The organism is Oerskovia sp. PE-21s (assembly GCF_056158145.1).
The window spans coordinates 210,923-225,501 of sequence record NZ_JBUXJM010000001.1; the positions used below are offsets into that span (position 1 = coordinate 210,923).

Sequence of the window (14,579 nt, forward strand, 5' to 3'; positions counted from 1 at the left end):
GTGCGGGCTAGTCGTTCGGCGCCCCCGCCGACGCGTTCGTGGTCGTGTCGGTCGACGCGTCCTGGGTGGGGGCGGGGGCGTCGGTGAAGACGCCCGCGATGCGGTGGACGGCGACGGTCAGCTCGGCGTCGCGCGCCGGGTCCAGGGCGCGCAGGCGGCCGCCTTCGAGGACGAGGGGCTTGACGCGGCGCCGGGTCGGCTGACCGGTGGGGTCGATCGTCTCGAGGACCACGTGGTCGCCCGCGTCGATCGCGTCGCGCAGGAGTCCCAACGCCGCGGGGGGTTCGGTTGTTCCGCGAGGTTCGGGCACGACGTCGTCACGGGTCGTCGCCGCAGGTGGTGCGGCGAGGGCCGCGTCGTCGGCCGCGCGCAGGCGAGGGACGAGCTCGGCGTACCGCTCGCGCCGGGCTGCGGCATCTTCCTGGTGCACCGCCGGCCCGACGGCGGAGCGCCCCCGGGTGGCAGTGTCCAGCGGGCGTCGCCCGCCCACGCGGGAACGCGCTGTGGTCCGGAGCCGCTCGGTGCGCACGACCCGCCCGTCAGGTCCTTCGACGGTCGAGGCGAGGCCGCGGTCGCGCAGCGCGGCCTGGAGCGTCGCCGCGGGGACGAGCGAGACCAGGACGGTGGGCGCGATGCGGAACAGCGAGAGGTGTCGCAGCGACGGGTCCTCGACGAGACCGGTCAGGAGCGCGGCGTCCTCGGCACGCACGTAGCTCGACGCGCTCCCGACCCGCAACCGCCCGTGGCGCCGGGCCGTGTCGCGGACCAGGTAGTCGAGAGGTTGGGGGAGCGTCGTCCGGGAGTGGCCTGCGAGGTCGGCCAGCAGGTCGTCCGCCGTGCGGCCCGCGTCGAACGCCCGGGTCAGGGACTCGGGCGTGAAGCGGACCGTGATCGCGGCCCCGCGCGACTCGACCTCGGCGGCGTCCTCCAGGAGCCGTTCGAGAGCCGTGCTGGGACGCCCCGGGACGATGCCCGTGAGGTCGCCCTGGAGCAGGAGCTCGTCGACCTCGGGCGGCAGGACCGACTCGAGGGCGGTCGCGAGCGTCGTCTCCGCGGACGTGAGCGCGGGCGCTCCCGACCTGCTCGGCGCCGCGGGTGCGCCGGGTTGCACGGCGGGCGTGGCGCCGTCGGGCAGCAGGAGCGCACGGCCCGTGGGGGCGAGCGCCCCGACCCCCGTGACCCCCAGGAGGTGGGCCTCGTGGAGCAGGCCCTCGATGGCCTGGACCGGTGGGACGGACCGGGGCGAACCCCAGCGCAGGACGGCCAGGAGGTCGGCCGAGGTCAGCGCCGTCCCGGGACGGTCGGCGAGCGCGGACAGCAGGTCGAAGCGCAGGCGCGGGACCCACGGGCGGCTGAGGTCGGGTTCGAGCGCCGCGCGCAGCGTGCCGCGCTCGTCGCGGCTGCCGACGGTCCACGGCGTGCGGCCAGAGCCTGCCCAGGCCGCGGCGAGCAGCGCCCAGCGTGGCGCGAGGGGGAGGTCGAGCCAGTCCTCGCCCGCGACCGTGACGGTGAACGTGGGAGGGTCCTCGCCGTCGTCGACCACGAGTCCCGCGGCGAGCGCGAGCTCGGCGACGAACGCGGCCGTCGGCTCCTCGACCTCGAGCGTCGTCGCGAGACGGCGCAGGTCGCGCACCCCGAGCCCGCCCGCGCGCAGGACGCTCGGCGGCGAGGCCTGCCACAGGGCGAGGAGGTGGGCGACGAGCCGGACCGCGTCCTGCGCCGCGCGCGCGGCCTCTGCGGCGATGGTGTCCTCGGCGAAGTGCGGGGCCTCGGGCTCGGGCGGGTGCGCGAGGGGCCGGGCGTGCGTGCGGCCCCCGCGCAGGGCGAGGGCGACCTCGCGGGGCAGGACGACGTGCCGCTCGTCCGAGGCGAGCAGGAGGCGCCGACGCAGGAGCCAGGTCGTCGCCTCACGGCCCGCCGGGTCGGCGCGCGGCGCGACGCCCACGGGCGGCCCCCACGTGAGGGCGTCGAGGATGTTGCGGGCTCCGGGCGGCGCGTCCGCGAGGAGGTCGCCGAGGGTCGTCGTCCCGGGCGGGCCGAACGCCGGGTCGCCGGTGGGTGGAGCGGCGAGCGGCGACGACGGGTCGGCGGGGCCGAGGCCCGCGGGGTAGGGGCCGAGCACCTCGGACAGGCCCGGCGCGACCGCGAGGTCGGTGCGCGACGACGGGTCACGGTCCCACAGCAGCGCGGCCTCCTCGAGGTGCGCGACCGCGGCCCGCACGACCGGTGCGTCCCCGTCGTTCGCACCGAGCGCCGCGAGGACGCGGTTGACCGTCACGGCCGTGTCCTCGCCCGCGGGGCGGGTGGCGGGCCGGGAGGTGGCGGGGCGGGACGTCGGCGTCCGCGGAGCGTGCTGGTCCCCGAGGACGAGGACGGACTCGAGGACCTGGAGCTCGAGGGCGTCGAGCCGGGCGATCGCCCGGTCCAGGCTGGTACGGCTGGTGGCACGTGCTGCGAGCGAGCGCAGCGTCGACGGCGAAGGAGTGGCCAGGTCAGGGCGCTGCAGCAGCAGCGCGACGAGGTGCTCGTCGCTGCGGGAGCGAAGAGCCTCGGGGAAGGTCCGGCGCGGAGCCGGAGGCGTTGAGGCCATCCGTCCGATGTTACGCGGGTCGGGGGTTCTCCCGTCTCGGGCACCCCTCGCGCGGACGGGAGCCTGACCTATATTCGAAATATGCTGAATCTAGAGGGACGTCTGCGGCTCGACGGGGCCACCCTGGCGTTCCACGACTCCGGCGGGCCCGGTCCCGCCGTCGTGCTCCTGCACGGCGCGGGCGCGGACCACCGGACGTTCGCCGACCAGACGACGGCGCTCGCCGCCCACGGAAGCCGGGTGGTCCTGCCGGACCTGCGCGGCCACGGTGCCTCCCGTCCGAACAGCACCCCGCTCACGGCCCCCCTGCTCGTCGCCGACGTCGAGGCCCTCGTCGCGGCGCTCGGCCTGGACAGGCCGGTGCTGGTCGGGCACTCGCTCGGAGGGAACCTGGCCCAGGAGCTCGTCCGGCGCACCCCCGAGAGGTACGCCGGGCTCGTCGTGCTGGGGGCGACCTGGAACACGGGGCCGCTGAGCCGGTGGGAGCGTCAGCTCCTGAGGCTCGCCGCGCCCGGCCTGTCCCTCGTCCCCGCGCGGCGGCTCCCGCGGCTCATGGCCACCGCGTCGGCGACGACCGAGGCCGCCCGCCGGGACGCGGAACGCGCGTTCGGCCAGGTGTCGAAGGCACAGTTCCTGCAGATCTGGCGGGCGACGACGGCGTTCGTCGCTCCCGACCCGTCGTACCGGACCCCCGTGCCGTTGGCCCTGGTCCGCGGCGAGGAGGACCGCACCGGGAACATCAGGACGGCGATGCCCGCGTGGGCCCGGCACGAGAACGTGAGCGACGTCGTCGTGCCGCAGGCGGGTCACCTCGTGAGCCAGGACGCCCCCCAGGCCGTGACCGAGGAGCTCGTGCGCTTCCTCGACCTCCTCGGGGAGACGCGATGACGACGTCCGACCAGCACGCGTTCCTGCACGCGGTGGGGGACCTGCTGGCGTCGTGGAACCTGTCGCGCGCGACCGGGCGCGTCTACGGCGCGCTCCTCCTGGAGGACCGACCCGTCTCGCTCGACCACCTCGGCGAGGTCGTGGGGCTCAGCAAGGGGCAGGTCAGCACGTCGACACGCGAGCTCGCGGCCTGGGGGCTGGCCCGCACCCTCCCTCAGCCGGGCAGCCGTCGCCTTCTCGTGGAGGCGACGCAGGGCCTCGACACCCTGCTCGAGGCGTCGCACCGCCGGGTGCGGACGTTCGTCGACGCCCTCGAGGCGGGCCGGACGCTCGTCGACGGGCTGCCGGTCGCCCAGCAGCGGCTCGCGGACGTCATCGACCTGTTCGACGGCTACGTCGCCGCGGGCGAGCAGATCCTTCGACGCGGGGGTGGTGCTCGCTCCGCGCCGGGCAGGTCGGCGACCGGTCGCCACGAGTGATCGCGACCGGCCGCCGGCTCCCCGGACGGGCGGGTCTCAGTCGAAGCTGACGCGCAGGCTCGTGAGGCTGTGCCCGCCGTCGACACGGCTGGAGAGCCCGAGGGCGCGCAAGGGCTCGACGTACGCGATCCACGAGTCGTCGCCGCCCGTCGCGTCGATGTTCGCGCGGGCGGCCGACTCGAGCGCGTCGATGTCGAGGTACGCCGCGTTCGCCGCGCCCTTCGCGTCGGGCACGACGGTCCGGAAGGCTCCCACGGTGCCGAGGGTCCCGTCCTGGGCGAGGCGCGCGGCGTACGCCTCGTTCGAGGCGACGACGAGCCCGTCCTTCGTGGTCGCGCTCGTGAGCCTCTCCGCACCGGCGTCCACGAGGATCGCGTCGATCCGGCCGAGCAGGTCCTCGAGCGCGGCCTTGTCCCCGATCGTGCGAGCGCCGAGGTCGAGGTCGGCCAGGCCGGTCACGGCCGAGACGTCGTCGAGACCGGCGGAGTCGAGCGCGACGACGACCTGCTCGCCCAGGAGGGTCTTGAGGTCCTCGGGCAGCCGCAGGTCGTAGGTCTTCTCGAGCTCGTCCACCGTCTCCTGGAAGCCGAGGCCGCTCGACAGGAGGTCGTCGGTCGTCGTGCCCGCCTGCGGGTCGTCCCCGAAGAGGTCTGCCTCCTTGGTGCCCGGGGCGGTGTCGAGGCCCTCGAGCGACGAGTAGTCCCCCGTGCAGCCCGCCATGAACGACTCGTCGTAGCTCTGGGTGACCTCGGCGAGCTCCTCGGGCGTCAAGCCCCAGCCCGACGCGTCCAACGCGTTCTCCGGCAGCGCGAGCAGCGCCGCGCACTCGGCCTCCGTGGCGCTGGGCAGCGTCCCTGCCGTGCGGACCTCGCGCGAGGACAGGGTCCAGTCGTCGCCGAGCAGGTCCTCTCCGGAGCCCAGGCTCCCCAGGCCGCTCGACCCGAACGTGTCGGCGAGGGTGCTCAGCTGCTCCCAGAGCTGGTCGACCGACGCGGGGTCGATCGTCGCGGCCGACGCGAACAGGGTGCTGTCCGGCAGGCCGGTGAGGAGCGACGTCCCCGAGCCCTTCAAGGGTGCGAGGACCTTCTCGTCGGCGCCGACGGCGATCACGATCTCCAGGTGGTCGGTGCCTGCCCGTGCCGCTCCGGAGACGGTGCGCAGGCCCTCGTCGACGGCTGCGCCCAGCTCCTCGGCCCCCTCCTGTCCTTCGAGCGCGGTGATCGCGCCCTCGACGTCCGCCCAGTAGGAGACGAGCCCTGGGTCGCCCAGGGCCTTCATGTCCGCGGTGAACCGCGGGGCGTCGGCCAGCGGTGCCTTCTTCGCGGCTGCCGCCACGTCGGCGGCCGCGACCCGCTCGGAGGTGATCAGGGCGTACCCGCCCGTGAACGCGACCTGTGCGGCCTTCGCGCCGTCGCCGCAGCCCAGGCCCGACTCGATGGCGGTCCGGGCGGCGGCCTCGTCGGTCACCTGGAGGACGAGCACCGGTTCGGGTTCGGGTGCGGCTCCTGCGTCCCCGGTCGCCGCGCCCTCGACGGGCGGCAGCGCGGCGAGGGCGGCGCGCTGGCCGATCCACGGTTCGACGTCGGCGGCGTAGTCGATCTCGCACGTGCCGCTCTTCGAGATCGCGTCGACGACGAGTCGGCGCAGGTCGGCGTCCTCGCCGAGGTCCACGTCGAGGTCCGTGGCGAGATCGGGGAACCTGTTCGCGAGGCGCAGCAGGTTGACCTTCTGCGTGGCCGACGGGTCGAGGTCCACGCGCACGTAGGCGAACGCGGTGTCCGGGAGGGCGGCCTCGGGCTGCGCTCCGCCGCCGTCGAGCGCGCTGTAGGCGAAGACGCCCCCGCCGACCAGGACGAGGGCCGCGGTCGCCGCGCCGCCGAGCACCAGGCCGGTGCGCAGCCGGGACGGCCGGACGGTCACGACCGTGACCGGGGCGGGAGGCGTGTCACCGGCGGGTGGTCGCCACGCCCCCGAGGGATCGGCAGGAGGGAAGGTGGGCGGCGTGGTCATGGTGAACCCTCTGGGTCGGCGTCGGCTCGACCGGCGCGGTGCGTCGGCGGTCGAGCCGAAGGCTAGTGGAGGCCGCCGACGGCTCGCAGCCCCCATCCATGGGGAGAACTCCCCGCCGCGGGAACTCACCCGGACGTGCTCGGCGGGGTGCGGCCCGGCGGATGCGACTGTGAGGGCTCTGTCCCGGTAACCTGGGAGTTCTGATTCCCACGAGCACAAACGAGGTTCACGTGCCCACCGGCAAGGTCAAGTGGTTCGACACCGAACGAGGGTTCGGCTTCATCGCGAGCGATGAGGGCGACGAGGTCTTCCTGCACGCTTCCGCCCTGCCTGACGGCGCGGCGCCCAAGCCCGGTGCCAGGGTGGAGTTCGGCGTGGCCGACGGGCGGCGCGGCCCGCAGGCGCTCGCGATCAAGCTGCTCGACCCGGCGCCCTCCGTGGCCAAGGCCCAGCGTCGCCCGGCCGAGGACCTGGGGGTCGTGATCGAGGACCTCATCAAGGTCATGGACAAGGTCGGGGGCTCGTTGCGCCGTGGCCGGTACCCCGACGCCGCGCAGGGAGCCCAGCTCGCCAAGGTGCTGCGCGCCGTCGCCGACGACCTGGAGGCATGACATGGCTGCCGTAGCCGCCGCTGAAGGATCGACCCGTCGTGTGAGCGCGCGCGCCGCCAAGGACGCCGTGCTCACGGGCGCGGTGGACCTCGCGCGTGCTGCGGCGGAACAGGTCGCCGAGCACGTGGGGGACGTGGGTGAGCACCTCGGGACGGTCGTCGAGGAGGACCGCCTGATCTCGCACCAGTTCGCGTGCACCATGCTCGGCTACCGGGGGTGGCGCTGGACCGTGACGGTGGCCCGCGTCCCGCGCGGTCGCACCGCGACGGTGTGCGAGGTCGAGCTCCTGCCGGGCGAGGGCTCCATCCTGGCGCCCGAGTGGTTGCCGTGGTCGGAGCGTCTGCAGCCGGGCGACATCGGTGTGGGCGACGTCCTGCCGTTCCAGGCGGACGACCCGCGCCTCGAGCCGGGCTATGTGCCCACGGGCGACGAGGAGCAGGACGCCGTCGCGATCGAGGAGCTCGCGCTCGCCCGGGTCCGGGTGCTGTCCCCCGAGGGACGCGACGAGGCGGCCGAGCGCTGGTACCGCGGTACGCGCGGTCCTACGGCGCCGGGCGCGGTCGCCTCGGGCGCGGAGTGCGGGTCGTGCGGGTTCCTGGTGCCCCTGCAGGGGGCGCTCGGGCAGGTCTTCGGCGTGTGCGCGAACGCGTGGTCGCCCGACGACGGCAAGGTCGTGAGCCTCGACCACGGGTGCGGTGCGCACTCGGAGACGGACGTCGAGCCGCACCCGACGGACTGGCCGGCCGCCGACCCGTTGATCGACGAGATGGACGTCGAGATCGTCCAGCTCCTGGACGCCGCCCGTGATGCGGCGAGCGCCACGGCCACGGCCGAGGCGCCCGCGAGCCCGGCGACCGAGCGGTCCGCGGAGGCTGCGGCGAGCATCGAGCTGGCGCTGTCGCGGATCGCGCTCCCGGAGCCCGGGAGGTCGTCGTCCGCGGCGGACGCCTCGGAGACCGGACCGGACGCCTCGCCGGACGCGGACCCGGACGAGCCGGCACGGTGACGACGGACGCCTTCGGGACCTCGGCTCTTCGCCGGGCCGTCACGGAGGCGTGGCTCGCGTCCCCGACGCGCTTCCGGGAGGACGCGAACACCGAGGAGGACCACGCCCGCGGCTACTACCGCGACCGGGTGGTCGTGGAGCTCGCGCAGAACGCGGCCGACGCCGCGGCGCACGCAGGCTCCCCGGGACACCTGGTGCTGCGTCTTGCCCGGGGAGCGGGCGGCGCGTGGTGGCTGACGGCGGAGAACTCGGGCGCACCGCTGGACGCGGGGGGCGTCGCGTCGCTGGCGTCGATGCGCGCGTCGGCCAAGGTCGCGCGCCCGTCCGGCCCGACGGCGGAGCCTGGGTCCGTAGACGGCCCACCCGGGCGGGTGGGCAGGTTCGGGGTGGGCTTCGCGGCCGTGCGCTCGGTCGCGGACGAGATCTCGGTGCGCTCGACGCTCGGGGGAGTGACGTTCTCCCTGGACCGGACGGTCGCAGCACTGTCCGACGCGGTCGCAGGTGCGCGGGAGGACGGGGGAGCGGCGGCGGCCGACCGGCTCGAGGCCGCGGTCCGCGAGCGGGGCGACGCCCTGCCCGTGCTGCGGCTCCCGTTCGCGGCGGACGCCCTGCCCGGCGACATCGCCACGGGTCTCGCGACGCCGGCCACGGTCGTGGCCCTGCGCCTGCGGGACCGGGTCGCGGTCGAGGCCGTCCGTGCCCAGCTCGACGAGGTGGACGACGCGCTGCTCCTGGCGCTGCCCGCCCTGGCGGAGGTCGGGGTCGAGATCGAGGACGACGCCGGGAACCTGCGGTCGCGTCGCCTGCACGACGTGGCTGCCCGCTGGACGGTCGTGCGCGAGCGCGGGGTTCTCGACGCGCGCGTCCTGGACTCGCTCCCGGTCGAGCAGCGCCACGGGGGCTGGAGCCTGCTGTGGGCGCTGCCGCGGTCGGCTGCCGCACCCGGCGAGGCCGTCGCGGGCGTGGTGCACGCTCCCACGCCGACCGACGAGCCGACGACCTTCCCGGCGCTGCTCGTCGCGTCGTTCCCCCTGGACCCGAGCCGTCGGCACGTCCTGCCCGGACCTGTGACGGACGCGCTCGCCGCGTCCGCGGGGGAGGCCTTCGCCCGGCTCCTCGGTCTGGTCGCCGCTGAGCGGGGGGCCTCGGTGCTCGCTCTCGTGCCCACCGGGTTGCCGTCCGGGGCGCTCGACGCGCAGGTCCGGGACGCGGCGCTCGCCGCGTTGCGCGGCACGCCGCTGCTGTCGCCACCGCCTCCGGTGGCCGTCCCCGCCGGCGACGACGACGCGCAGGACGCACCCGCCGGCCCCGTCGTCCCCGTCGACCTCGACGGTCCAGGACTCGACGAGGAACCCGTGCGCCCCGGCGGACGGCACCTGGTCGCGCCCCGCGACGCCCAGGTCCTCGCGGGCGAGGTCGGGCGCGACCCGGCCGTGGTGGCGGTGCTCGGTCGGGCGGTGCCGGACCTGGTCGACGTGCCGTCGTCGCTGCACGCGGTCGCACGGTCGCTCGGGGTGCGGTCCCGCGAGCTCGCGGACCTGCTCGACGAGCTGCCCGCAGGGATGGGTCCTGCGGCGTGGCGCGAGGTCTACGCGGCCCTCGCCCCGCACGTGGGGCAGCCGGGGGTGCGCGACGCGCTCGGTGCGGTGACGGTCCCGCTCGCCGACGGGCGGACCGCGCGGGGAGCTCGCGGGGTCCTGCTCCTGGGTGCCGAACCCGCAGCCGAGGAGGCGACGGCAGGTTCCGGCTTCCTCACCCTCGCGCGCTCGCTGGGCCTGCGTCTGGTGCACCCGGACGCCGTGCACCTGCTCCTGGAGCGTCTGGGCGCGACGCCGTCCTCGTTCCGTGGGCTGCTGACCGAGCCTGCGGTCAGGGAGCACGTGCTGCACCTCGCGGACCTGGCCGCGGACGACGACCTGCTCGACGGGACGGACCCGGTGCCCGCCGCCGTCGGGCAGGTGCTGGCCCTCGTGCGCTCCGCGCTCGCCGAGGGCGCGCAGCCCGAGGACGTGCCCTTCTGGTGGGGCGAGCTCCCGCTGCCCACGGCCGAGGGCGACCTGTCGGCGGCACGTGAGTGCGTCGTGCCGGGGTCGTGGGCGGACGGGGTCCTGGACGGCCTCGTGCCGCTCGCGGACGGCGTGGCCGAGCGGTGGGGCGAGGACGTCCTGCGTGCGGTCGGGGTCCCCGCGGACGTGACGGTCCACCGGGTCCGCGACGTCCTGACGCCGTGGGACGCCGACGCGGACCTGCCCGACGACCCGGACGACCCGCAGTCGTGGCTCGACGGGTGGGCCGACTACCTCGCCTTCCTGGGCGGCCACGTCGGGGGAGGCGCGTTCGTGGGCGACCTCGACGCGGTCGCGGACCTGGACGCCGTCGCCGACGACGCGTGGCCCGCGTTCCTCGCTCGCCTCGCCGGCGACCCCGACGCCCGCGCGGCCCTGCTCGCCCCGGTCCGGAGCCAGGGCGGTGCCCGGGCGGGGGACGCGCCGTCGTACACCGCGTGGTGGCTGCGCCGGCACCTGGGCGCGCCCTTCGCGGCCGTGCCGGGCGGCGCGCCCTTCCTGCCCGACCCGCCCGACGAGGCCCACGGCCTGGACGCGGAGGTCGTGCGCGCGCTGGGCGGGGTCGCGGACCTGGGAGACCTCGCCCCGGCGGACTGGCCGGACTACCTGGCCGCGCTGCCCGACGTCGGCACGCCCCTCGACCTGCCCGCCGCGCTCGCGGTCTGGCGCGGGTTGGGCGCGCTCGCGCGCACGGCGAACGGTCACGCGCTCGACGAGCTGCCCGACCGCCTGCCGGGCCTGCGCGGGTCGACCACGACGTGCGTCCCGGCCGAGGACCTGGCCGTGGCGACGAGCGCGATGTGGGCGCAGGTGCGGACCGTGCTCCCGGTCGCGTCGGTCGCGGACGGGGGAGCCGTCCTGGCGGACCTCCTCGACCTGCCGTTGCTGCCGCCCCCGGGTGCGCCGGAGGTCCCCCTGCCCGACGACGCCGGCTCGCCCCAGGAGCTCGACGCCCGGGTCGCGCGGCTCGTCCCGGGCGTGCCCGGCAGCTGGTTCGAGCACGAGGCGCTGTCGGTGGACGGGGTCGAGGTCGACTGGTGGGTGAGCTCGGGCGGCGCAGGACCCGAGGTCCACGCCTCGACGACCGCCGGCCTGGCCCGCGGGCTGGCCGCGGCGGCCGGCCGGCCTGCGGCGCGGCACCTGCTGGAGTCCGCGCTGCTCGACCCGGCCTCCGCCGACGACCTGCTCGCCGAGACGGCGTGGGACGAGGCGTGAGCCGGGCGGCGGGACCCGCCCCCGGACCGTCCGGCATCTTCGACCGTCGCCTCGTGGGCGGCGTCTACGTCCCGACCTTCGTGTTCGAGGCCGGGGTGAGCGCGATCGTGCCCGTGGTCGCGCTGAGCGCGATCTCGATGGGGGCCGGGATCGCGCTGGCGGGGTTCGTCGTCGCGCTGCTGGGGCTCGGGCAGATCGCGGGGGACGTCCCGGCCGGGGCGTTCGCTGCGCGGTTCGGTGACAGGCGAGCCATGATGACGGCCGCGGCCGCCTCGATCGTCGGCCTCGTGGCGTGCGCGCTCGCCCCCAACCTGTGGGTCCTGGGCGCGGGCGTGTTCTGCGTCGGCATGACCAACGCCGTGTTCATGCTCGCCCGGCAGGCCTATCTGACCGAGGTCACGCCCGTCCTCAAACGGGCCAGGGCGCTGTCGACGCTCGCGGGCACGCACCGGATCGGCGCCTTCGTCGGGCCGTTCGCCGCGGCCGCGGTCCTGTGGCTCTGGGACCTGCCCGCGGTGTACTGGCTGGCCGTCTGCACGAGCGTCGTCGCCGGGCTGGTGACGGCCCTCGTGCCTGACGTCGCGGCGGGTTCGACGGCCCTCCGGCGGTCCGGGGTGCCCGTCAGCTTCCGTACGGTGCTGGCCGCGAACTGGCGGGTGTTCGCGACGCTCGGGATCGCGGTCGTCATGGTCGGGGCCACGCGGGCCGCCCGGCAGGTGGTGCTGCCGCTGTGGTCCGAGCACCTGGGCTTCAGCCCCGCCACGACGAGCGTGATCTTCGGCCTCTCGGGAGCCGTCGACATGCTGCTGTTCTACCCCGCGGGCAAGGTCATGGACCGGTGGGGCAGGCTGTGGGTCGCGATCCCGTGCATGGTCGTGCTGGGCGGGGCGATCGTCGTGCTGCCGCTCACGAGCACCGTCGCCGGGGTGGCCGTGGTGGCGATGGTCATGGGCTTCGGCAACGGGATCGGGTCGGGCATCCTCATGACTCTCGGCGCCGACGTCGCGCCCCCGGACGTCCGCGCGCAGTTCCTCGGGATCTGGCGGCTCTTCCAGGACTCCGGGACCGCGCTCGGTCCGCTCGTGGTCTCGGCCGGTGCCGCGCTGGGAAGCCTCGCGGGCGGGATCGTCGCGTCCGGCACGGTCGGCCTGCTCGGTGCGGTCGCGCTCGCGCGGTGGGTCCCGCGGTGGTCGGTGCACGCGAACCGGACCACGCGCCGTCGGGCGGGGATCGAGAGCTAGGCGGGGGTCCCCTGGGCGCCGTCGCCCGACTCGTCGGGGCGCGCACGGTACTCGCTCCGGTTGCGGCGTTCCCAACCGAGCCCGATGATGCCGAGCACGATCCCGGCCGCGCAGGTCGCGGGAAGCTCGAACGTCGCCCTGTCGAGGAGCAGCAGGACGACCGAGACCACGAGCGCGACGGCCCACAGGCTCATACCGACCAGGATCACCGGCCGCAGGTCGACGCGCAGCGCCGGCGGGTTGGGGCGGCGCCGCTCCGGGTGGATCAGCAGGGAGAGCATCGAGGGCACGCTCGCAGTCTACGTCTCGTGAAGGTTCCGTCGGGTGAAAAAAACTGGTGGCGCTGCCCGGCGTGTCCGAGCCCCCACCCGAGGGGCTCCCGTGCTATCGGGCCTCGGTGCGGCAACGAGGGCACCGCGCGAACCTCGCTTATCAGGGTGAACCAGGCGCAAGCGACCTCGGCGGCCCCGACCAGGAGCGCGACCCGCTAGGAAGACTTGCCCCATTTCACCCGTGACCGCTGTCACAGGACGGCCGAGGAGCGGTCTCTCCTGGGTGAGACGTGCAGCGGACAGGGTTCCGAGGCCGTATCGCCAGCCGCTACGATCCGAACTTCGCCTCCCCTGCTTCGTTGGACAGGTGTGCAAGAAGTTGGGGACGGTAGTTGCTCGTCGCTCCGAGGAATGCGGTGCATTTCTCGTTCTGGACACGTGTCCATCTCTATTGTCTGACCACACCAGTCTCCAGGTCGGGACTCAGGATCCGCAGGATCCGGGGCTCGGACTCGCCGAGAGGCGGGGTCTTCTCACCCGGGTGAAAAGGTTGGTCGGTCGTTCATTTCTTTGTGTGCCGACTCTTACGATGAGGCGTTCCGGCGGTCCAGAAGCGGCTGACGGATTGATCGAGAGGTAGCCGGGCCCATGGCCGGAAGCGTCATTCACGATTCGCGTCGTGGACTCCGCCACATCCTGACAGCAGCACCGCCCGGTCCACTCCGGGCGGTCCGTGCGGCGTTCGAGTCGGTCACGTGGGAGCGGTCGTACAAGGTCCGCCTCGTCGCCACGGACACGCTGGCGATCACCATCGGTGTCACGGCGGCGTACTTCCTGCGATGGGACCAGTTCATCAGCCAGCCCGTCCGGGAGAACCTGTTCCTCCCGTACCTCGCGCTCAGCATCCTGATCGGGCTCGCCTGGGCGGGTTCCCTGGCGTTCGCCAAGACGCGGGACGTGCGGGTCGTGGGCAGCGGGCCCACCGAGTACCAGCGGGTCTTCGACGCGTCCTGGCGACTCTTCGGGATCCTGGCGATCCTCGCGTTCCTGCTGCGCTTCCAGGAGGCCCGCGGCTACCTGATCTTCGCCTTCCCTCTCGGCCTCGCCGGGCTGCTCCTGGGACGCTACTTCTGGCGGCAGTGGCTGCACCGCAAGCGGGCCGCCGGTTCTCACCGGACCGCCGTCCTCGCGATCGGCCACCGGGACCAGGCCGAGCGCCTGATCCGCGACCTGAACGACCGGGACAGCTCCGGCTACCGGGTCGTCGCCGTGTGCACCCCGAGCGGACGGGTCGGCGAGGGGGACGCCATCCTGGGCGTGCCCGTCCTCGGAGACCTCCGTTCGGCGGGCGAGATCGCAGCACGCGTGGGCGCAGGCTGTGTCGCGGTGAGCGGGTCGGACGCCGTGACGGCAGATGTGGTGCGCCACCTCAGCTGGGAGCTCGAGCCCTTCGGCGTCGACCTCATGCTGACGACCGAGCTGGTCGACGTCGCCGGTCCGCGCATCACGATCACCCCGTCCGAGTCGGTGTCGCTCCTGCACGTCGACGCGCCCCGGTTCAGCGGTCCCAAGTTCGTCGTCAAGTCGATCTCCGACTGGTTCGGCGCGGCGATCCTGACGTTCCTCCTGCTGCCCGTCCTGATCGCGGTCGGCCTCGCGGTGCGGCTCACGAGCCGTGGACCGGTCTTCTACTCCCAGCAGCGCGTGGGACGTAACGGCGAGACCTTCTCGATGCTCAAGTTCCGGTCCATGCGCGTCGGCTCCGACATCGACCTGCACGCGCTCGCCGCGGACAACGAGGGGTCCGGGCCGCTCTTCAAGATCCGCAACGACCCGCGCGTCACGACCGTGGGCCGCTTCATCCGTCGCTACTCGCTCGACGAGCTGCCGCAGATCTTCAACGTCCTGCGGGGGGACATGAGCCTCGTGGGGCCTCGTCCGCCGCTGCCGCGCGAGGTCAGCACGTACGAGAAGAAGGTGCGCAGGCGCCTGCTGGTCAAGCCCGGCCTGACGGGCCTGTGGCAGGTCGGGGGACGGTCCGACCTGTCCTGGGAGGAGAGCGTGCGGCTCGACGTCTACTACGTCGAGAACTGGACGCTGTTCGGCGACATCCTGATCCTGGCGCGCACGGCCAGGGCCGTGGTCTCCGGGCACGGGGCGTACTGAGCGTCGTCGGCGGGACGGACGTGACGGGCGACACG

General features: G+C 74.7%; 10 protein-coding genes. 7 read left to right on the forward strand and 3 right to left on the reverse strand.

Translation table 11 applies throughout. The features are described 5' to 3' along the window. Positions 1 to 7: 7 nt before the first annotated feature. Positions 8 to 2,590 (reverse strand): helicase-associated domain-containing protein, encoded by a 2,583-nt coding sequence (locus ACZDYF_RS00905; protein WP_475051889.1) that lies wholly within the window; start codon positions 2,588 to 2,590, stop codon positions 8 to 10. Between the two features lie 81 nt (positions 2,591 to 2,671). Here ACZDYF_RS00905 and ACZDYF_RS00910 point away from each other — a divergent pair, with 81 nt between their 5' ends. Together ACZDYF_RS00910 and ACZDYF_RS00915 are read left to right on the forward strand one after the other, a co-directional pair. Next, positions 2,672 to 3,478, forward strand: a complete 807-nt coding sequence (locus ACZDYF_RS00910; protein ID WP_475051892.1) for an alpha/beta fold hydrolase — start codon at positions 2,672 to 2,674, stop codon at positions 3,476 to 3,478. Further along, positions 3,475 to 3,957: a GbsR/MarR family transcriptional regulator gene (locus ACZDYF_RS00915; RefSeq protein ID WP_475051897.1), complete on the forward strand. Its 483-nt coding sequence runs from the start codon at positions 3,475 to 3,477 to the stop codon at positions 3,955 to 3,957. Before ACZDYF_RS00910 ends, ACZDYF_RS00915 begins: the two co-directional genes overlap by 4 nt. A gap of 36 nt (positions 3,958 to 3,993) precedes the next feature. On the opposite strand, the gene ACZDYF_RS00920 is transcribed toward ACZDYF_RS00915, so the two are convergent. Beyond that, positions 3,994 to 5,967, reverse strand: coding sequence for a DUF3352 domain-containing protein (locus tag ACZDYF_RS00920; protein ID WP_475051902.1), 1,974 nt, complete (start codon positions 5,965 to 5,967; stop codon positions 3,994 to 3,996). A 230-nt stretch (positions 5,968 to 6,197) separates the two neighbouring features. Here ACZDYF_RS00920 and ACZDYF_RS00925 point away from each other — a divergent pair, with 230 nt between their 5' ends. From ACZDYF_RS00925 to ACZDYF_RS00940, 4 genes are read left to right on the forward strand one after another with little or no spacing between them, the layout of a single operon-like run. Then, positions 6,198 to 6,578, forward strand: a complete 381-nt coding sequence (locus tag ACZDYF_RS00925) for a cold-shock protein (protein WP_030144143.1) — start codon at positions 6,198 to 6,200, stop codon at positions 6,576 to 6,578. Position 6,579: 1 nt separating this feature from the next. After that, entirely contained in the window at positions 6,580 to 7,584 is a 1,005-nt protein-coding gene (locus ACZDYF_RS00930) for a DUF3027 domain-containing protein (protein WP_475051908.1), read from the forward strand. Beyond that, complete coding sequence (locus tag ACZDYF_RS00935; protein WP_475051911.1) at positions 7,581 to 10,865, forward strand: sacsin N-terminal ATP-binding-like domain-containing protein; 3,285 nt, start codon at positions 7,581 to 7,583, stop codon at positions 10,863 to 10,865. The genes ACZDYF_RS00930 and ACZDYF_RS00935 overlap by 4 nt, the downstream gene beginning before the upstream one ends. Continuing rightward, a complete protein-coding gene (locus ACZDYF_RS00940; protein ID WP_475051914.1) occupies positions 10,862 to 12,106 on the forward strand; it encodes an MFS transporter in 1,245 nt (414 codons plus the stop codon). The genes ACZDYF_RS00935 and ACZDYF_RS00940 overlap by 4 nt, the downstream gene beginning before the upstream one ends. On the opposite strand, the gene ACZDYF_RS00945 is transcribed toward ACZDYF_RS00940, so the two are convergent. After that, on the reverse strand, positions 12,103 to 12,387 hold the full coding sequence (locus ACZDYF_RS00945) for a DUF2530 domain-containing protein (protein WP_475053157.1): 285 nt from the start codon (positions 12,385 to 12,387) through the stop codon (positions 12,103 to 12,105). The two genes, ACZDYF_RS00940 and ACZDYF_RS00945, sit on opposite strands and share 4 nt — an antisense overlap. A 639-nt stretch (positions 12,388 to 13,026) precedes the next feature. Between ACZDYF_RS00945 and ACZDYF_RS00950 the strand changes: the two genes are divergently transcribed. Further along, positions 13,027 to 14,544, forward strand: coding sequence for a sugar transferase (locus tag ACZDYF_RS00950; protein ID WP_475051918.1), 1,518 nt, complete (start codon positions 13,027 to 13,029; stop codon positions 14,542 to 14,544). Positions 14,545 to 14,579 lie beyond the last annotated feature (35 nt).

Bases quoted from the DNA above. Each gene is read 5' to 3' on its own strand.
- ACZDYF_RS00905 (WP_475051889.1), bottom strand. From the start codon at position 2,590: ATGGCCTCAACGCCTCCGGCTCCGCGCCGGACCTTCCCCGAGGCTCTT.
- ACZDYF_RS00910 (WP_475051892.1), top strand. From the start codon at position 2,672: ATGCTGAATCTAGAGGGACGTCTGCGGCTCGACGGGGCCACCCTGGCG.
- ACZDYF_RS00915 (WP_475051897.1), top strand. From the start codon at position 3,475: ATGACGACGTCCGACCAGCACGCGTTCCTGCACGCGGTGGGGGACCTG.
- ACZDYF_RS00920 (WP_475051902.1), bottom strand. From the start codon at position 5,967: ATGACCACGCCGCCCACCTTCCCTCCTGCCGATCCCTCGGGGGCGTGG.
- ACZDYF_RS00930 (WP_475051908.1), top strand. From the start codon at position 6,580: ATGGCTGCCGTAGCCGCCGCTGAAGGATCGACCCGTCGTGTGAGCGCG.
- ACZDYF_RS00945 (WP_475053157.1), bottom strand. From the start codon at position 12,387: ATGCTCTCCCTGCTGATCCACCCGGAGCGGCGCCGCCCCAACCCGCCG.
- ACZDYF_RS00950 (WP_475051918.1), top strand. From the start codon at position 13,027: ATGGCCGGAAGCGTCATTCACGATTCGCGTCGTGGACTCCGCCACATC.